This is a genomic window from Williamsia sp. SKLECPSW1, assembly GCF_054332755.1.
The window spans coordinates 2,943,745-2,961,583 of record NZ_JBTGLI010000001.1 but is presented as its reverse complement, the minus strand read 5'-3'; the positions used below and the strand labels follow the sequence as shown (position 1 = coordinate 2,961,583).

The window sequence follows — 17,839 nt, the reverse complement described above, 5'->3', positions numbered from 1 at the left end:
GTCACCCGACCTTCTGCTGGATGAACATCGACAGCACCTGGGTGATCGCGAGGTTCAGCATGAACGAGGCGACGACCCCGAGGACGACGGCCGCGTTCACGGCGTCGGCCACACCGCGCGGACCACCGCGCGCCTCGAGTCCGCGCTGGCAGGCGATGGCGACGACGACGACGCCGAACACGACGGCCTTGACCAACGCGATCACCAGGTCGGTGATGTCGGCGAACTGCCCGAATCCGCCCAGGTAGCTGCCGGGGGCCCCGCCCTGGAACGAGACGTTGATGACGTAGCCGGCCGCGACGCCGACGAAGACGATCTCCATACAGATCAGCGGGGCGACCACCATCACCGCGAGGATCCGCGGGGCGACCACCCGCCGTGCGGGGTCGATGCCCATGGTGCGCATGGCGTCGATCTCGTCGCGCACGGTGCGCGCGCCGAGATCGGCGGCGATGGCGGAGCCGACGGCTCCGCCGATGAGCAGGGCGGCACCGATCGGAGCGCCCTGCTGCAGGATCGCGAGTGCGCCCGCCGCACCCGAGAGCGACGACGCCCCGAGCTGCTGGGTGAGGCCACCGACCTGCACCGACAGGATCACACCGAATGGGATGGCGACCAGCACCGCGGGCACCCCGGCGACACCGGCGAAGAAACTCGTCTGGGAGAGCGTCTCGCGGACGGGGAGACGTCCTCGCACGATGTCGCGGCCGAGGTGCCCGAACGCGCTGAGCGTGAGCTCCACCAACCGGCCGAGGGTGGCGATGGCCGAGATGACGCCGTCGACGAACCGCGTCACCGCGAGCGCACCGCTGTGGCGGGTTCCGACGTTCGCCATCCACTCCCCCGGGTCGTCCTACCTGGCGTTCACGACGCAGGGGGCGACGACCGCACCCGGGCTCCGTGACCGGGCACACTTTAGTGGGACGGATGTGTCCTGTGTCTCGCTTGCCCGACGACGTTGGGACGACCGACAAACGGACTCCCGAATCCTTGGGGACGAGCCGCGCGTGCCGCACCGGACGAGACGACCCCGGCGCGCCGGTTGGCGCCCGGGGCGACCCGGTGGTCACCCTGGACCCATGCAGAACGACGACCGGCCCGGTGCGCTCGACGGCATCCGGGTGATCGAACTCGGATCCCTGATCGCCGGCCCGTTCGGCGCGCGCCTGCTCGGCGACATGGGCGCCGACGTGGTGAAGGTCGAGGCACCGGGTTCACCCGACCCCCTGCGCGGCTGGGGGCAGGCCGAGGTGGACGGCCACCGGTTCCTCTGGACCGTGTACGCGCGCAACAAGCGGGCCGTGACCCTCGACCTGCGATCCGACGACGGCCGCGCACTGTTCCTCGACCTGGTCGCCACCGCCGACGTCGTCGTCGAGAACTTCCGTCCCGGGACCCTCGAACGGCTCGGCATCGGGTGGGACGTCCTCCACGAGCGCAATCCCGGCCTCGTGCTGGTCCGGGTGTCCGGCTACGGCCAGACCGGTCCCTCCTCCGCCCGACCCGGGTACGCGTCCGTCGCCGAGGCGGTCAGCGGGCTGCGCCACCTCAACGGCTATCCCGATCAGCCGCCGCCGCGCCTGGCGTTGTCGTTGGGCGACACGCTCGCGGGGATGTTCGCCGCGCAGGGCGCACTCGCAGCGCTCTACCGTCGCACGGTGACCGGACAGGGGCAGGTCGTCGACGTCGCTCTCACCGAGGCATGCCTCGCGATCCAGGAATCGGTGATCCCCGACTACGCGATGGGCGGTGTCGTCCGCGGACCGTCCGGGACCCGACTCGACGGCATCGCACCGTCGAACGTCTACCCCACCGCCGACGGATCGCTGGTCGTGATCGGGGCCAACCAGGACACCGTGTTCCGACGACTGTGCGGCGCGATGGACCGCCCCGAACTGGCCACCGACGAACGGTTCGCCACCCACGGTGCGCGCGGGACCAACCAGGACGAGATCGACGCGATCATCGCCGAGTGGACCGCGACCCTCGACCGCGAGGACCTGCTCGCCCGCCTCGACGACGCCGGCGTGGTCGCCGGCCCGATCAACACCGTCGCCGACATCGTCGACGATCCGCAGCTGCGCGCTCGCGGGATGCTCGTCGAGCACCCGGACGACCGCGTGGGCCGCACGGTGCTGGGCCCCGGTGTGGTGCCGGTCCTGCACGGCACACCCGGATCGGTGCGGTCGTCGGCGCCGCCGGTCCCCGGTCATCACAACGACGAGGTGTTCGGGGCGCTGCGTGATCCCGAGACGATGGCGCGGCTGCGAGAGTCGGGTGTGGTGTGAGCGAGACGCCGATCGCGACCGAGAAGGGCCGCCGGACCGAGCAGGCCTTCGTCCGTGCGGCGCGCACGGTCTTCGCCGAGAAGGGCTATCTCGCGACGAAGATCTCCGACATCGCCGCCGCGGCGGGGCGTTCGCCGGGCTCGTTCTACAACTATCACGAGAGCAAACGTCAACTGCTGGAACATCTCCTGGAGGAGTTCCAGACCCGGGTGCTCGAGGACACCCGGGCCAACCTGACCGCGGACCCGGCGCAGAACATCGACTCGACGGTGCGCGCGTACTGGTCGTCCTACCGGGACTACCTGCCCGAGATGATCGGCGCCTTCCAGCTGTCCATGACCGATCCCACGTTTGCCGCGTGGTGGCGATCGCGCCGCGCGCAGGGCATCGAGGGCGTCCTCGACGTGTTCCGGTCGGCCGACGGCCGCCGGACCGACATCGGGCTCGACAAACACCTCTTCGCCTCGGCCATCGTCTCGATGCTCGAGTCGTTCTGCTGGACGTGGTTCGTCACCGGCGGCGACGAGACGGTCAGCGGACGGTCGGAGGAGGAGGCGATCGCCACCCTCGTCGAGATCTGGCGCCGCGGACTCGTCCCCCCGGCCGACGACACCGCCCGATCGTGAGCTGACCTCACGGATTCGGCCAGGTCAGAGGGCCTTGCCCCGTCCGGCGCGCGGTGGACAAAGCGTGTCCGTCTCCCGCACAATCGCGGGCGGGGAAGGCGACGTGCGTGGGGACGTGCGTCGCGTCATCGAGAGTGAGACACCCGCGGGCACGGTCCGCGGGGTGGCCAGGGGGGCCTCGTGTACGCAGACACGCGTGCCCGACCGCGTGTCGACGCGGCCGGGGGATCACAGCAACCGTCCGTGACGGACCACGGTCCGGGAACCGACGTCGCGACGCCCGGACCCGACACCGCGACAGCTCCGGCCACGAGCCCGTACCGGCCGCTCACCTCCTTCGACGAGACCGACGCGGCGGTCTTCGCCGGACGAACCGACCTCCGGCGCCGACTGCATCTGCGCGTCACCACCGGCGAGGGACCGGTGGTGCTCCTCGGACCCGCCGGGTCGGGCAAGACGTCGCTGCTGCGGGCCGGGTTGATCCCGGAGGTCCGCGCCACCGGTCTCCGCACCCGGGACGGCCGGGTCGACGCGAGCACCGTCGTCCTGCACCCCGGATCGGACGCGGTGGGCGCTCTCGCCGAGGCGCTCGGGGTCGGACGGACCGACCTCGACGACGTCGGCGCGACCCCCGACGTGATCGCGGCGTCGCCGACGGTGTCGGTGGGCACCGACGCCCGTCACCGCGGGTGTCTCGTGGTCGTCGACGGTCTCGAGGAGGTGTTCCGCTGGTGCGGACACGCCGATCGCAGCCATTTCCTGCAGGTGCTCGACACCCTCGGCGGCGACGACCGGTTCGCGGTGGTCCTCGGCCTCAGCGCCGAGTGGTCCGCGGAGGCGTTCGCCGAGCCCGTGCTGGTCACCGCACTCGACACGCGGTCGGTGGTGGTCGCACCCATGTCGACCGCCGAGGTGATCGAGGCGGTCGAGCTGCCGGCGCGCGTGGCCGGCGCACGGACCCAGCCCGGACTCGGCGAGGCGATCGCCGCCGACCTCGCGACCGCCGGGGCCGGGACGCCGCCGCTGATCGCGCTCGGTGTGATGCTGGATCACCTGTGGCACACCAGGATCGTCGACGCCCCCGAGCCACTCACACTCGAGGCGTACCGGGCGTCGGACCCGATCGGCGAGATCACCGCCGTCGCCGCCGACCGTGCGTGGTCGCAACTGACGCCGACCGACCGTGACACCGCGCGCGTCGTCCTGCTCGCCGCCGCCGACGGGAGCCCGACCGCGCGGGACACCACCGTCCTGCTGCGCCGCCTCGCCCGGCCGCGTCTCGAACGGGTGATCGCCCGCCTCGGCGAGGCGCACCTGATCCGCGTCGTCGACGGCCGGGTGGAACTCACCCACCGCAGCCTCACCACCGCGTGGCCACGACTCGACGCCTGGCTCGCCGACCGGGCCGTCGCCGCCCCGATCCGGGACCGCACCGCGACGGACGCGACACGGTGGGCACAGGGCCACCGGCCGTCCGACGAGCTGTACGACGACGACCGCCTGCGTCGGGCCGAGTCGGCCCTCGAGCCGTTCGACGATCTCGGCCCGGACTCCGCACCGTTCCTCGAGAGATCTCGAGAGCGGCTGCGGCTGCGGCGTTCTCGCCGCCGGATCCTCCTGACCGCGGCGGCCCTGGTGGCGATCGGCGCCCTGGTGTCGAGTGTCGTCCTCGGGGTCGGGCTGAGCCGCTCCGACGCGGCGCGCGACGACGCCCGCCTCGACGCAGCCGTGGCGCGAGCCGCGGCGACCGCACAGTCGGACCCGACCACGTCGGCCCTCACCGCCCGCACCGCCTACGCGAGTCATCCCGACGACACCCGCGCCGAGTCGGCCGTCCTCGCGACGCAGACCTCGGCGCTCGGCCGGCCCCTCGGCATCGGCGCCACCCGGGCGGTCGCCACACCGGCGTCCGGGACCGCCGCACCCTCGGTGGTGGTCGGGAGCGACGGTTCCCTCGGTGTCGTCGACCCGGCGAGCCCGAGCGCGGCGGCCGCCGACGCGGATGTCGCCGAGGGCCCGCAGACCGTCGCGGTGACCGGATCCACCGCCGTCAGCATCGACACCTCCGGGCGAGTTCGGCTGTGGCGCATCGCCTCCGGAGTCACGCCGGTCGCGGTCGGTGAACTCGGCGCGGAACGGCGTGCCGTCGCCGTCGTCGCGCTGCCGGACCAGAACAGGGTCGCGGTCGCCGACACCGGACGTCTGCGGATCGTGGCCGTCGACGACCCCGCACGGCCGGCCGTCGTCGCCACCCTTGCGCTCCCCGCGACACCGACGGCGCTCGCAGCGACGGGCCCGACCATCCTCGTCGGCGACGTGGACGGGGACGTGACCGTCGTCGACGCGCGCGGCGGTCGAATGGTGGGTGCACTGCCACGACGAGATTCCGCCGTGACCGCGCTGGCGGCGACGACCGGCTCGACCGCCGTCGCGGACGCGAGCGGCCGCGTCGGTGTGTTCCGCACGGGCCCCGACGGTCTGGCCTCCGGGCCCGCCACCGATCTCGCCGGTGACCGCGGGCGGGTCGACGCGCTGTCCTACTCCCCCGGCGGCGGTCCGGGACGTCCCGCCGCGGTGCTGGCGGTCACCGCAGGCGGGAGTACCGAGATCGTCGACCCCGGCCGTCCCGGCGCGACGCGTCCCGTCACCGACCCGCTCCGAGCCCCGGGAGGGCTCGCCGCGGCCCGCTTCACCACCGACGGTTCCGTGGTGAGCGCAGGTTCCGGTGACGCACGCTGGTGGTCGCTGCCCGCGGGGATCATCCCCGCGACGTCCGGGTTCGCGGCGACGCCGTCCTGTTCGGCCGCTCGCGCGATCTGCGCGATCCCCCACACCGACGGTCCCGTGCAGGTCGTCGACGTCCGCGATCCCCGTGCGCCCGTCGTCGCGGGCGTGGTCGACGCACCCGACCACTTCGACGGCGCGGCCGTGGCGCCGAGCGGGATGTGGATGATGACCGTCGACGCCGCACACCGCGCACAGCTCTGGGACACACGGTCGTTCGCGAGACCGATCGCCGTCGGCCCACCGGTGTCGCTCGGTCCGGGGCCCGTCGGCACGGTCTCCTTCTCACCGACCTCGTCGGCCCTGGCGATGACCCGCGACGGAGGGGCGTCGCTCGGCGTGTGGTCGGTGACCCCGGGCGGACTCGTCGACATCGCGGACCTCGACATCGGGACCCCGGTCACCGCCGCCGCGTGGTCCGGTGACGGCGGCCAGATCGCCGTCGGCGGACGATCCGGTGTCCTGCGGTGGACCGTGAGCTCCACCGTGGTCGGCGCGATCTCGGGACGCATCGCGTCGACGACGGCGGTGACCTCGCTCGCCTACGGGCAGGCGGAGGGACGCGGCGACCCCGGGTCCGGCGACGCGACGTCGCTGCGTCCGGTGCTCCTCGTCGGCGACGGCACCGGCGGGGTCAGTCGATTCGACGTCGACGGCGGTGGCGCGCTCGGTCCGCGGATCCCGGTCGGGTCCGCCGCCATCACCTCGATCACCTCGATCGGCGCGACGAGCGCCACCGGCTCCGCCGACGGGACCGTCCACCGCATCGCGGGCGACGGCACGGCGGTGCGCGTCGCCGACGTGTACCCGGACCAGGGGTCCGGCGATGTGCGGGTCGGCGCCCTCGACGACTCGGTCGTGGCCGTCGGGGACGAGATCGCCGGTCGGGTCATCGGTCTGCGGACATCGACCGTCGCCGAACGGATCTGCACACGCGTCGGCTGCTGACCACTCAGCGCGGTGTCACGCCCAACAGATACGACAGCTGGGTGGCGATGGGGTTCAGGTCCAGCTTGTCGGGGTCCTTCTTGGGCGTGTCGTCCCAGGGCTCCGGGACCTGTGGGTCGGCGTACACCGCGCTCTGCGCCCCGCGAACACTGGTCGGGCTGCCCTGCGGGAGCAGGCACCGGGCGTCGGTGTTGAAGGGGAAGTCGTCGTAGTTCACGTCGAAGTCCGGGTTCTTGCGCTTCTCCTCGGCGATGATCTGCTGTGTCTTCTCGTACCCGAAGGTGCACGCGGGCGGGTTGTTCGTCTCGAGGGTCACACCGAAGTGCGCGGTCCCGTCACCGGGTGACGGGGTGTAGCTGCCGCTCGAGACGGCCGAGATGAGGGCGAGGCTCGGTGAGACCGCGAGGAACGTCCCCTTGACCGTCCGGATGTCCTTCGCGAGGTCCCGCAGTGCCATGGTCACGTCGCCGCCGCTGCGTTCGAGCAGCGCCGACAGCTGTGAGGCCGAGGTCTGCCCCGTCGTCAGGAGCCGACGGATGTCCGGATCACTCGACGCGAGCTGCGCGGTGACCAGGGTGAGACTCCTCGACCAGTTCAGGATCTCGTCGGACTGGGCGGCCTGCGTGCTCAGCACGGTGTCGGAGTTGCGGATCAGCGAGATCGTCTGCGGCAGATTGTCGTTGCCCGACTTCGACAGATTCGCCAGCGAGTCGATCAACGACCGCAGGTTCTCCCCGTTGCCGTCGAACGCCTTGCCCAGCTCGGTGACCACCGTGTGCAGATCGTCCAGCGGCACCGACTCGCTGAGATCGACCGCAGACGACACGACGTCCTGCACCGGCACCGGGATCGAGGTGTCGGTGATGACCGAACCGTCCTTCAGGTACGGCCCACCGACCGTCGACGGACGCAGGTCCACGTACTGCTCACCGATCGCCGAGCGGCTCGCCACCACCGCCTGCGCCGACGCCGGGATGTCCGGGCCGCCGGAGTTCAGAGCGAGGTCGACGCGCACTCCGTCGGGCCGGAGACGCAATGCACCGACGCGCCCGACCGGCGACCCGAGGTAGGTGACCTCGGCGTTGGTGAAGATCCCGCCGGAATCGGTGAAGTCGGCGTGCACCGTGTACGTGCCGAGTCCGAACAGCTTGTCGAGGCGCGCGTACGTCGCCCCGACATAGGCCGTCGCGATCACACCGACCACGACGAGCACGGTCAGCTGCCAGCGCACCCGCCTCACCGCACCACCTGCCCGGTCACCGTCGCGGACCGTTCGTCTGTCCGCGTCGCATTCCTCAGCACCGTAGAACGTCACAGTCCGCAACAGGGTGAATTGGACATCTTTGCCATCGAATCGACGACCCGGTCGGGTGGATCGCCCCACCGACGGCGGGATCGTCCGGAAAGTCCGAGAGGCCCGGTGTGCTCGCAGCGACCTCACAGCAACCCCTGACGGGACCGTCAGCGACGACCATGAGAGTGGCGATCGTGACCATCGACGCCCCTGCGCCCCCGTCCCCTGCCACGGCCGCGCACTCGCCGACCGCCCAGGACGGACTTCCCCCCGCCCGACCGGTCGACCGGATCGCCCTCGCCGTGCTGCTCCTGGGCACCGCGATCCTCTACCTCTGGAACATCACGATCAACGGGTCGGCGAACACCTTCTACGCCGGCGCCGCGTGGGCGGGTTCCCGCAACTGGGAGGCCCTGTTCTTCGGCTCCATCGACCCGTCGAACTTCATCACCGTCGACAAGCCGCCGGTGTCGCAGTGGGTGATGGGGCTCTCGGGCCGCATCTTCGGCTACTCCAGTGCGTCGCTGCTGATCCCCGAGGCGCTGATGGGGATCGCGACGGTCGCCCTCGTCTACGCCGCGGTCACGCGACTCGCGGGCCGCGGCGCCGGTCTCGTCGCCGGCACCGCGATGGCACTGACACCGGTCGCGGTGATGATGTTCCGCTTCGACAACCCCGACGCGGTGATGGTCCTGTTGATGACCGCGGCCGCCTACTGCACCGTGCGTGCCACGGCAACCGCCTCGATGCGCTGGCTCGCCCTCGCCGGTGTGGCGGTCGGGTTCGCGTTCCTGGCCAAGATGCTCGAGGGCCTCATGGTCCTCCCGGCCCTCGGACTGGTGTACCTCATCGCCGCGCCGACGACCGTCCGCCGCCGTATCGGTCACCTCCTGCTCGCCGCGGTCGCGATGATCGTCGCCGCGGGGTGGTACGTCCTCGTCACCATCGCGTGGCCGGCGTCGTCGCGGCCCTACATCGCCGGCTCCACCGACAACTCGTTCATGAACCTGGTCCTCGGGTACAACGGCCTCGAGCGGATCGAGGGCAAGCAGCACATCGGCAACGCCGCCCAGCGCTCGGTGATGAACTCACCGCTCACCCACGAGCTGATGCAGCACCTCGGCCGCGCCGGAGGCCACCACGGCGGCGGGATGTTCTCCGAGAACCCCGGCATCACGCGACTGTTCCAGGGCGAGTTCGGTGTCGAGATCTCGTGGCTGCTGCCCGCGGCGCTCGTCGCGCTCGTCGTCGGACTCGTGCTGCGCGGTCGCGCACCGCGCACCGATCTCGCCCGCGCCGGGTTCGTGCTGTTCGGTGCCTGGCTCCTCGTCGACGGGATCGTGCTCTCGTACATGAAGAGCAACCCCCACCCCTACTACTCGATGGCCATCGCACCGCCCATCGCCGCCCTCGTCGGACTCGCTGCGGCGCAGTGTGTTCGGGACCGGCACCGCGTCACGGCGGTCCTCGGCGGTGCGGCGATCACCGCGGCCGCCGGCGGGTGGTCGTTCGTGCTCATGCGACGCGACCCGACATGGCAGTCGTGGTTGGCCTGGACGGTGGCCGTGCTCACGGTGGTGGCCGTCGTCGCGATCGTCGTCCTCGGGTTGAGCGGGACCGGCACGGGAACTCGTCCGGGGCGTCGCACCGGTGTCGTCGTGGCGGGGCTCGCGACGGTGATCGGTCTCGCCGGCATCGCCGCACCCGCGGCGTACTCGGCGGAGGTCGTGGCGACCGCGCACACCGGGGGCAGCCCGTCGGCCGATCCCGCCTCGGAGAACCGGGCACACGACAGCAAGCACACCAGCGGGTTCGCGTCGTTCTTCGGCGGGAGCACCACCGCCCCGGCCGAGTTGACCCGGATGCTGCAGTCGTCGCATGCGCGGTGGGCCGGGGCGATCAGCCGGTCGTCGGCGGCGGCCGGACTCGAGTTGTCCACGCGGACGCCGATCATGGCGATCGGCGGGTTCACCGGGAGCGATCCGGCGCCCACGCTGGCGCAGTTCCAGAAGTACGTCGCGGACGGTGACATCGGCTACTACATCTCGACCGGGTCCGGCGGCGGCCGATCGGGACGGGGCGGGGCCACCTCCGCGATCCCGGGACTGGACCCGACGCAGGCGGCGCAGGCGGCGCAGCTGTTGCGACGCTTCAGCTCCGGCGGCGTGACCGGGCAGATCCAGGAGTGGGTGCAGGACCACTACACCGCCCACCGGATCGGCAGCTACGAGGTGTACGACCTGCGCACGCAGTCACACTGACCGGAGCCACTCGTCGAGTGGGCGGTTGCGGACGTCGAGTGGGCGGGTAGCCGCCCACTCGAGTCCGTAACCGCCCAGTCGACGTCTGGATTCAGTGGGCGAAGTGCCGAGAACCCGTGAGGTACAGCGTGATCCCGGCGTCGACGGCGGCCTCGATCACCTCGGCGTCGCGGATCGACCCGCCCGGCTGGACGATCGCCCGCACACCGCCGGCGGTGAGGACCTGCAGCCCGTCCGGGAACGGGAAGAACGCATCCGACGCCGCCACGCTGCCCGCGGCCCGGTCGCCGGCGCGACGGACCGCGAGGTCGGCGGAGTCGACGCGGTTGACCTGGCCCATACCGACACCGACCGAGGCACCGTCGTGCGCGAGGAGGATCGCGTTCGACTTCACCGACCGGCACGCGATCCACGCGAACCGCAGGTCGGCGAGGGTGGCGTCGTCGGCGGGATCACCCGCCGCGAGCGTCCAGTTCGCGGGGTCGTCGCCGTCGGCGTCGAGGATGTCGCGCTGCTGCACCAGGATCCCGCCGGAGATCGGACGGAGCTCGTCACCTGCCCGCGTCGGCGGCTGCGCCTGCAGGATGCGGATGTTCTTCTTGCGGGTGAGCACGCCGAGCGCGCCGTCGTCGAACCCGGGTGCGACGAGGACCTCGGTGAAGATCTCGGCGACCTGCTCGGCCATCGCCACGCTCACCGTGGTGTTGGTCGCGATGACACCGCCGTAGGCGCTCACGGGATCGCACTCGTGGGCCTTGCGATGCGCGGTGGCGACATCACCGGCGACGGCGATCCCACAGGGATTGGCGTGCTTGATGATCGCGACCGCCGGGCCGTCGAAGTCGTGCGCGGCACGCCATGCCGCGTCGGCGTCGGTGTAGTTGTTGTAGCTCATCTCCTTGCCGTGCAGCTGCTCGGCGCGCGCGAGGCCACCGCCGTGGGTGTCGACGGGGTCGCGGTAGACGGCTGCGCGCTGGTGCGGGTTCTCCCCGTACCGCAACGACGAGCCGAGTTCCCAGGTGCGGCCGAGGAACGCCGGCGCCTCCTCGCCGGACAGCTGGTCGGAGAGCCACCCCGCGACGGCGACGTCGTAGGCGGCGGTGTGCGCGAAGGCCTTCGCCGCCAACGCGGTACGCGCGGCGAGGTCGAAACCGCCCTCGGACACGGCCGAGGTGATCCGGTCGTAGTCGTCGGGGCTGACGACGACCGCCACCGACGGGTGGTTCTTCGCCGCCGCCCGCACCATCGACGGTCCGCCGATGTCGATCTGCTCGACGCACTCGTCGAACCCGGCGCCGGACGCGACGGTCGCGGTGAAGGGGTACAGGTTGACCACCACGAGGTCGAACGGGGCGACGTCGAGTTCCTCGAGTTGGGCCCGGTGGTCGGCCTTGCGCCGGTCGGCGAGGATCCCCGCGTGCACCCGCGGGTGCAGCGTCTTCACCCGGCCGTCGAGGCACTCGGGGAAGCCGGTCACCTCGGACACCTCGGTGACGGGGATGTCCTGTGCGGCAATCGTCTTGGCCGTCGATCCCGTCGACACGAGTTCGACGCCGGCGGCGTGCAGGGCGGCGGCGAGCTCGGCCAGCCCGGACTTGTCGTACACGCTCACCAGTGCGCGGCGCAGGGGGATACGGGTGTCGTCGGTCACGAGAAACGGGCCTTTCGTCCGTGGGAGGTGACGCCTCTGGTCAGGAACGCGGCGACGGCCTGGACGAGCAGGACGTGTTCGACGCTCTTGATGCGGTCGTGCAGGGAGGTCTCGTCGTCGTCGGTGTCGATCATGACCGGTGCCTGCATGAGGATCGGGCCCGTGTCGACGCCGTCGTCGACGAGATGGATGGTGGCACCGGTGACGACGACGCCGTGTGCGAGCGCGTCGGCCACGGCGTGCGCACCGGGGAAGGCCGGCAGCAGCGCGGGATGCGAGTTCAGGATCGCTCCGCCGAACCGCTCGAGGAACGCAGGCCCGAGGATCTTCATGAACCCCGCCGTCACGACCAGGGCGGGCGAGTGGCGGGCGACGGCCTCGGTGATGGCGACGTCCCATGCGCCGCGATCGGCGTGGTCGGCGACGGCACACCGGATGACGGGAACGTCGAATGCGGCGGCCACAGACTCGGCGCGACACTCCCTGTCGACCACGACGGCCACCACACGGGCCGGGTACTCCTCGTCACGTGTCGCGGTGAGAAGCGCGGTGAGCAGGGTCCCCGTCCCCGAGGCCAGCACCACGACCGGCGACCGGTCGTGCGGGGACGTGGCGTTCAGGACGGACTCCTCGCGGCGGTCGGCTGTCGGACACGACGAGCCTAAACCGGGCGCCCCCGCGCCTACTGCGCCGGGTGAGCCGACTGTCGACTACCGGCGATACGGGTCGTCGTCGGGGTCCCTCTCGCCGTCGGTGTCGTCGTCGTGCCCGAACACCAGCGCCGCAGGAGCCCTCTGCGGGACGTCGTCGGGCTCGATGTCGACGGTCGGACTGTCGTCGGCGGGGATCTGTGGGCTGTCGGCAGGCATCTCGGGGAGAGCGGCCTCCTCGTCGTCTCTGACCGGCGCGTCGTCCCACCCGTCGGTCTGCTCCCCCACGTCGGTGACAGGCAGCGCACGGCGCGTGGACGGCATGGCGGCACGGACGAGGGCGACCAGGACGCCGACGACGAACCACCACCCGAAGGTGAAGAGACCGGCAGCGGGGATGGTCGCGCCGGCCGTTCCGAGCTGGCCGAGCGCGCCACCGCCGATCCAGCTGAGCACGACCATCGCGACGGCCATGAGCCCGCCGGTCGCCGCGGAGAGTCGGACCGCGTGCAGCAGTCCGAGGTAGGGCGACCGGACGGCGGTGACGAGGGCGGCGACGGCGGTGAGGAGCAGGAGCACCGGGGCGAAGGTCGGTGCTGCGGTCGGGACGGCGGCCAGGATCGGCAGCGGTGGCACGGATCCGGACGTGGCCCCGAACAGGTCACCTCCGACCGGCCCGACGTGCACCGCGGCCCCGACGAGCAGGGCGGCGCCACCGATGACGATGTTCGGCAGGTAGAGGATCGACAGCAGCGTCAGACCGATGCCCCCGACGAACCCGTGCCCGGTGGCGACGATGTCCCCGACGACGTCCCATCGCCACAGCATCCTGCCCGCCAGCAGCGCGGCACCGGCGGTGAGCAGTGCGACGAGCCCGACAGCCGCGCCGCGCAGCGCGGCGGGAGCCCACGGCGCGGCGCCGATGGCCTCTCGGAGTCGTGGTGCGGCGGGGTCGAGCCGGCGGGCCCACAACACGCCGATCCCGGCGCCGACCCCGTGGACCGCGACCGTGGCGGCGAGCGCCACCGCGATGTTCGGGACGCCGACCGTCACGACTGTCGAGCCGTCCATGACCAGCGCGAGGGCGATGACGGTGATGACCAGGGGCCCTGCCACCGCAGCGAGCACGACTGCGGTGGTGTCCGATCGCGACCGGCGTGCGGCGGCGCGGGCGGTGACGCGGGCGACAGCCGCGACGATCCCGATCGTCGGGAGCAGCGGCAGCACACCGATCGTCATCTCGCTGACCGACACCGGCACCTGGTGCGCGGCGAGCCAGACGGCACCGATGGCCGCGGTGAAACCGGTCATCCCGCCGTCGGCGGTGAGGAGTGTGAGGGCGACGAGCACGGCGACGCCGATGAGCACGCTCGCGCCGACGCCGAACGCGACCACGACGAGCTCACGCGTCGACCCCGCGGTACGCGCCGCGGAGAGTCGTTGCGCGCGTCGGAGTTCCCGCAGTCGGGTGGACAGACCGGCGCCGGTGGAAGTGACCATCACCCCTGAGGGTCGCATCACTCCACCGGCGCCGGTGTCAGGCGCGCCGAGCCGAGGCCGGACGCCCGAGGTGGTCGATCAGGACCCGGAGGTCTGCTCCGGGAACGACTGGGTGCGATCGCCGTACGGAGACGCCGGGGGCGTGGTGCCCTGCGGCCCCGCGGTGGGCGCGCCCGGGACGCCGCTCGACGGCGCGGACGACGACCCCGACTGGTGCTCGCCGGACGACTTGCCCAGCCCGACGGTCGACTGGGATGTCGGCGACGTGGCGGACGACCCGGTGTCGGGCGACGACCCCGTCGAGGTGGAGCCGGTCGGCTGCGAACCGGTCGCACCCGACTGCGCGCTGCCCTCGCCGGATCCCGTGCCGCTCGCGGTACCGGTGGCACCGCCGTAGCTGTAGGCCTGCGTCGGCGCCGCCGACGGGGTCTGTGCGGTGCCCTGCGTGGTCGGCGTGCCGGTCGACTGACCCGAGTCGCCCGAGCCGGTGTTCGCCGGGGCGGTCTTCAGGACGCCACCCTCGACGAGGAGCCACACGACGGCCGCGATGGCCTCGATGATGCCGAACACCAGGAGGAGGATGAGCCCGATCGACGCGTCGACGACCTCGGGCAGTGTCACCAGCTGGAACAGGACCACCAGCGCACCCACCACGGCGAGCGCCGACACTGTCGGGCTGACCTTGCCGATCGGCTTCGGCAGCAGCGTGGTCAGCGCGAGGACGCCCGCGGCGGCGAGCGCGATGAGCGGGAACCCGACGACCGACTGGAACAGCGTGCTCGAGGCGTCGCTGCCGTCGGCGAACTTCACCGCGGTGGTGAAGCCGAGGAAGAGGTTGACGATGCCGAGGACGCCGATGACGGCGACGAGGTACTTCCCGATCTCGGCGGGGAGCCCCGGCTCACGCTTGGGCTTCGGCGGCTGCTGCCCGTACCCCTGGCCGTAGCCGGGCTGCTGTCCGTAGCCCTGGCCGTAGCCGGGTTGCTGGCCGTACCCGCCCTGCTGGCCGTAGCCCTGGCCGTATCCACCCGGCTGTCCGTAGGGCGACCCCGATGCGCCGCCGTACCCCGGCTGCGCACCGTATCCCTGCTGACCGGTCTGACCCTGCTGACCGGTGTAGCCGCCCTGCTGACCGGGCTGGCCGTAGCCCGACGGCGCCCCGTACCCGGTCGGCTGACCGGTGGTGGCCTGGCCGCCGTAGCCACCGGACCCGTATCCGCCCGTCGCCGAGCCACCCGACTGCGCACCCGACTGACCGTAGGGCGACCCGCCGTAGGCCTGGCCGCCGTAGCTCTGCTGGCCGTATCCCTGTCCGCCGCCGTAGCCCTGGCCGCCGTAGCTCTGGCCGCCGGTCGGCTGACCCGCACCGTAGGACTGGCCGTAGGGCGACCCGCCGTAGGACTGGCCGTAGGGCGACTGGCCCTGCCCGGCACCCGGCTGGGACTGGCCCCACGCCGTCTGTCCGGCCTGTTCCTCGGGCCGCGACGGCGGCTGGCCCGGCTGCGACGGCGTCGCCCCGGAGTTCTCGTCGGTGCCCCCACCGGATGGATACGTCACTGCACTCTCCTCACCGAGATCGGATGGTCGGGCCGCCGACTCGCACCGGCGCCCGGACGTACTGCCACGCTAACGTACCGGGCGGGGGCCACATCCCCTGTTCACAGCCGTACATCCGTGCATCATCCCAGGTCACCAGCGGTGCGCGGCGCCGGCCTGTCGATAGAACCCGAGCAGTTCGGGATCGTCGACGGACCGCGGGTCCAGCGCGACGTCGTCGCGACCGGCGAGGATCCCGGTGACCGGCACCTCGAGCTTCTTCCCGGTCCGCGTGTGCGGGATCCCCGGGGCCTCGACGATCTCGTCGGGGACGTGCCGCGGGGACAGTCGGGTGCGGATGGCGTCACGGATCCGGTCGGCGAGGGCGTCGTCGAGTCCGCCGTCGGTCCCGGGGACCAGCGTCACGAACAGCGGCATCCAGTAGGCGCCGTCGGGTCCGTCGACGCCGAGGACGAACGCCTCGGCGACCTCGGGCACCGCCTCGACCACCTCGTAGATGTCGGCGGATCCCATGCGGATGCCGTGGCGGTTGAGCGTCGCGTCACTGCGGCCGTGGATCACCAGGGACCCGCGGGCGGTGACGGTGACCCAGTCCCCGTGCCGCCAGACCGGCGTGTCGTCGCTGTCGCCGCCCTCCCAGGTGTGCTCGAAATACGCCGAGCGGTACCGCGAACCGTCCTCGTCGTCCCAGAACGCGACCGGCATCGACGGCATCGGCGCGGTGATCACCATCTCGCCGACCTCGTCGACGAGTGGCCGGCGGTCCGGCGACCAGCTGTGCAGCGCCGCCCCGAGGTACCGCACCGACAGTTCGCCCGGCACCACCGGTATGCCGACGGAGCCGCCGGCGAAGGCGGTGACGACGTCGGTGCCGCCGCTCACCGAGGAGACGGTGACGTCGGGGCCGACGGCGTCGGGGATCCACTCGAACAGGTCGGCGGCCAGCGTGGAGCCGGTGCTGCCGACGGTCCGCAGCGTCGACAGGTCGTGCGTCTCGCCCGGGCGCAGGTCCGCCTTGCGGGAGGCCTGGATCTGTCCGGGACTGGTGCCGAAGTAGGCGACGCGCTCGGATTCGACGACCTCCCACAGGCGATCGGCGTCGGGGTACAGCGGCGATCCGCTGAAACAGACGACGCCGATCCCCGCGAGCAGCCCGCCGACGCGGTAGTTCCACATCATCCAGCTCAGCGCGGTGTGCCAGAACAGGACGTCGCCCGGGACGAGGTCGGCGTGCAACACCAGCACCTTGAGGTGTTCGAGGACCACGCCACCGTGGCCGTGGACGATGCCCTTCGGCCGGCCGGTGGTCCCCGAACTGAAGAGCACCCACAGCGGGTGGTCGAACGGCACGGCCTCGACGAGCGGATCCGCCGGTGTGGCCATCACGGCGCGCATCTCGGCGGTCGTGACACCGCCGAGCGTCCAGGGGGTCGCGTCGGCCGCGGTGGTGATGGTGCCGACGGCGGTGAGTGTGGCGATCGCGTCGACGAGTTCCTGTGCGTCGGCGCGCTTGTCCCGCCACCGGCCGCCGAAGCGGTAGCCGTCGGCGACGAAGAGGACCTTCGGACGCAGCTGCCCGAGGCGGGCCGCGGCACCCTCGGGGGCGTAGTCGGCACCACATCCCGACCACACCGCACCGATGGATGCCGTGGCGAGGAACGCGACCATGGCCTCGGCGATGTCGGGGAGGTAGGCGGCGACGACGTCGCCTCGGCGCACGCCGGACTCGCGGAGCCACTGCGCGACCGCCCCGACCTGGCCGGGCAGATCCGCCCAGGTGTGCACGGTACGGGTCCCGTCCTCCGCGACCCCGACGATCGCGGCGGCCTCACCGTCGGCGGTCGCGCACGCGGCGAGCACGCGGTCCACGTAGTTGAGTTCGACGCCGGGAAACCACACCGCACCCGGCATCTCCGCGGAGGCCAGCACCTTCTCGAGCGGGGTGGACGCGGTGATCTGCTCGTCGGACCGGCTGTGCATCCCGGTGAAGACCCACAGTGCGCGCCAGAACTCGGCGGGACGCTCGACGCTCCACTCCCAGACGCGGGCGTAGTCAGCGACCGGGTCGTCGGCGAGCAGGGCACCGTCGGCCGGCGGGGTCTGCTCGGCCACGAAGCGGTCGAAGGCGGTTCGTGTGGCGGCGTCGTCCTCGGTCACCGCGACATCATCCCCCGCGGCCGTCAGTGACATCGGTCACCTCGCGACATACGGTGTGGACACCGACACACAACACTCCGTCTCGTCGCCCACCACCCCCGGGCGTGGACGGACACATATGAG

General features: G+C 72.0%; 11 protein-coding genes. 4 read left to right on the top strand and 7 right to left on the bottom strand.

The features are described 5' to 3' along the window. Window position 1: 1 nt before the first annotated feature. On the bottom strand, window positions 2–835 hold the full coding sequence (locus tag ACXVUM_RS13865; RefSeq protein ID WP_458522358.1) for an MlaE family ABC transporter permease: 834 nt from the start codon (window positions 833–835) through the stop codon (window positions 2–4). A gap of 244 nt (window positions 836–1,079) precedes the next feature. Between ACXVUM_RS13865 and ACXVUM_RS13860 the strand changes: the two genes are divergently transcribed. The 3 genes from ACXVUM_RS13860 to ACXVUM_RS13850 all read left to right on the top strand — a co-directional run bounded on the left by ACXVUM_RS13860 (window position 1,080) and on the right by ACXVUM_RS13850 (window position 6,646). Further along, entirely contained in the window at window positions 1,080–2,288 is a 1,209-nt protein-coding gene (locus ACXVUM_RS13860; protein WP_458522357.1) for a CaiB/BaiF CoA transferase family protein, read from the top strand. Further along, window positions 2,285–2,914, top strand: coding sequence for a TetR/AcrR family transcriptional regulator (locus ACXVUM_RS13855; protein WP_458522356.1), 630 nt, complete (start codon window positions 2,285–2,287; stop codon window positions 2,912–2,914). The genes ACXVUM_RS13860 and ACXVUM_RS13855 overlap by 4 nt, the downstream gene beginning before the upstream one ends. A 243-nt stretch (window positions 2,915–3,157) precedes the next feature. Next, window positions 3,158–6,646: an nSTAND1 domain-containing NTPase gene (locus ACXVUM_RS13850; RefSeq protein WP_458522355.1), complete on the top strand. Its 3,489-nt coding sequence runs from the start codon at window positions 3,158–3,160 to the stop codon at window positions 6,644–6,646. A 4-nt stretch (window positions 6,647–6,650) separates the two neighbouring features. Here the strand turns inward: ACXVUM_RS13850 and ACXVUM_RS13845 are convergent, their stop codons facing one another. Continuing rightward, a complete protein-coding gene (locus tag ACXVUM_RS13845; protein WP_458522354.1) occupies window positions 6,651–7,886 on the bottom strand; it encodes an MCE family protein in 1,236 nt (411 codons plus the stop codon). A gap of 248 nt (window positions 7,887–8,134) precedes the next feature. Between ACXVUM_RS13845 and ACXVUM_RS13840 the strand changes: the two genes are divergently transcribed. Beyond that, window positions 8,135–10,201 carry an ArnT family glycosyltransferase gene (locus ACXVUM_RS13840; RefSeq protein ID WP_458522353.1) on the top strand — a complete coding sequence of 689 codons (2,067 nt, stop codon included), beginning with the start codon at window positions 8,135–8,137 and terminating at the stop codon, window positions 10,199–10,201. Window positions 10,202–10,292: 91 nt separating this feature from the next. Here ACXVUM_RS13840 and purH read toward each other — a convergent pair whose 3' ends face one another. The 5 genes from purH to ACXVUM_RS13815 form a co-directional block, all read right to left on the bottom strand. Then, complete coding sequence (gene purH / locus ACXVUM_RS13835) at window positions 10,293–11,852, bottom strand: bifunctional phosphoribosylaminoimidazolecarboxamide formyltransferase/IMP cyclohydrolase (RefSeq protein ID WP_458522352.1); 1,560 nt, start codon at window positions 11,850–11,852, stop codon at window positions 10,293–10,295. Then, entirely contained in the window at window positions 11,849–12,472 is a 624-nt protein-coding gene (purN, locus tag ACXVUM_RS13830; RefSeq protein WP_458522879.1) for a phosphoribosylglycinamide formyltransferase, read from the bottom strand. Before purN ends, purH begins: the two co-directional genes overlap by 4 nt. Before the next feature lie 90 nt (window positions 12,473–12,562). Beyond that, entirely contained in the window at window positions 12,563–14,002 is a 1,440-nt protein-coding gene (locus ACXVUM_RS13825; RefSeq protein WP_458522351.1) for a cell division protein PerM, read from the bottom strand. Window positions 14,003–14,080: 78 nt separating this feature from the next. Then, window positions 14,081–15,559 (bottom strand): DUF5336 domain-containing protein, encoded by a 1,479-nt coding sequence (locus ACXVUM_RS13820; RefSeq protein ID WP_458522350.1) that lies wholly within the window; start codon window positions 15,557–15,559, stop codon window positions 14,081–14,083. 132 nt (window positions 15,560–15,691) lie between these two features. Beyond that, complete coding sequence (locus ACXVUM_RS13815; RefSeq protein ID WP_458522349.1) at window positions 15,692–17,749, bottom strand: acetoacetate--CoA ligase; 2,058 nt, start codon at window positions 17,747–17,749, stop codon at window positions 15,692–15,694. Window positions 17,750–17,839 lie beyond the last annotated feature (90 nt).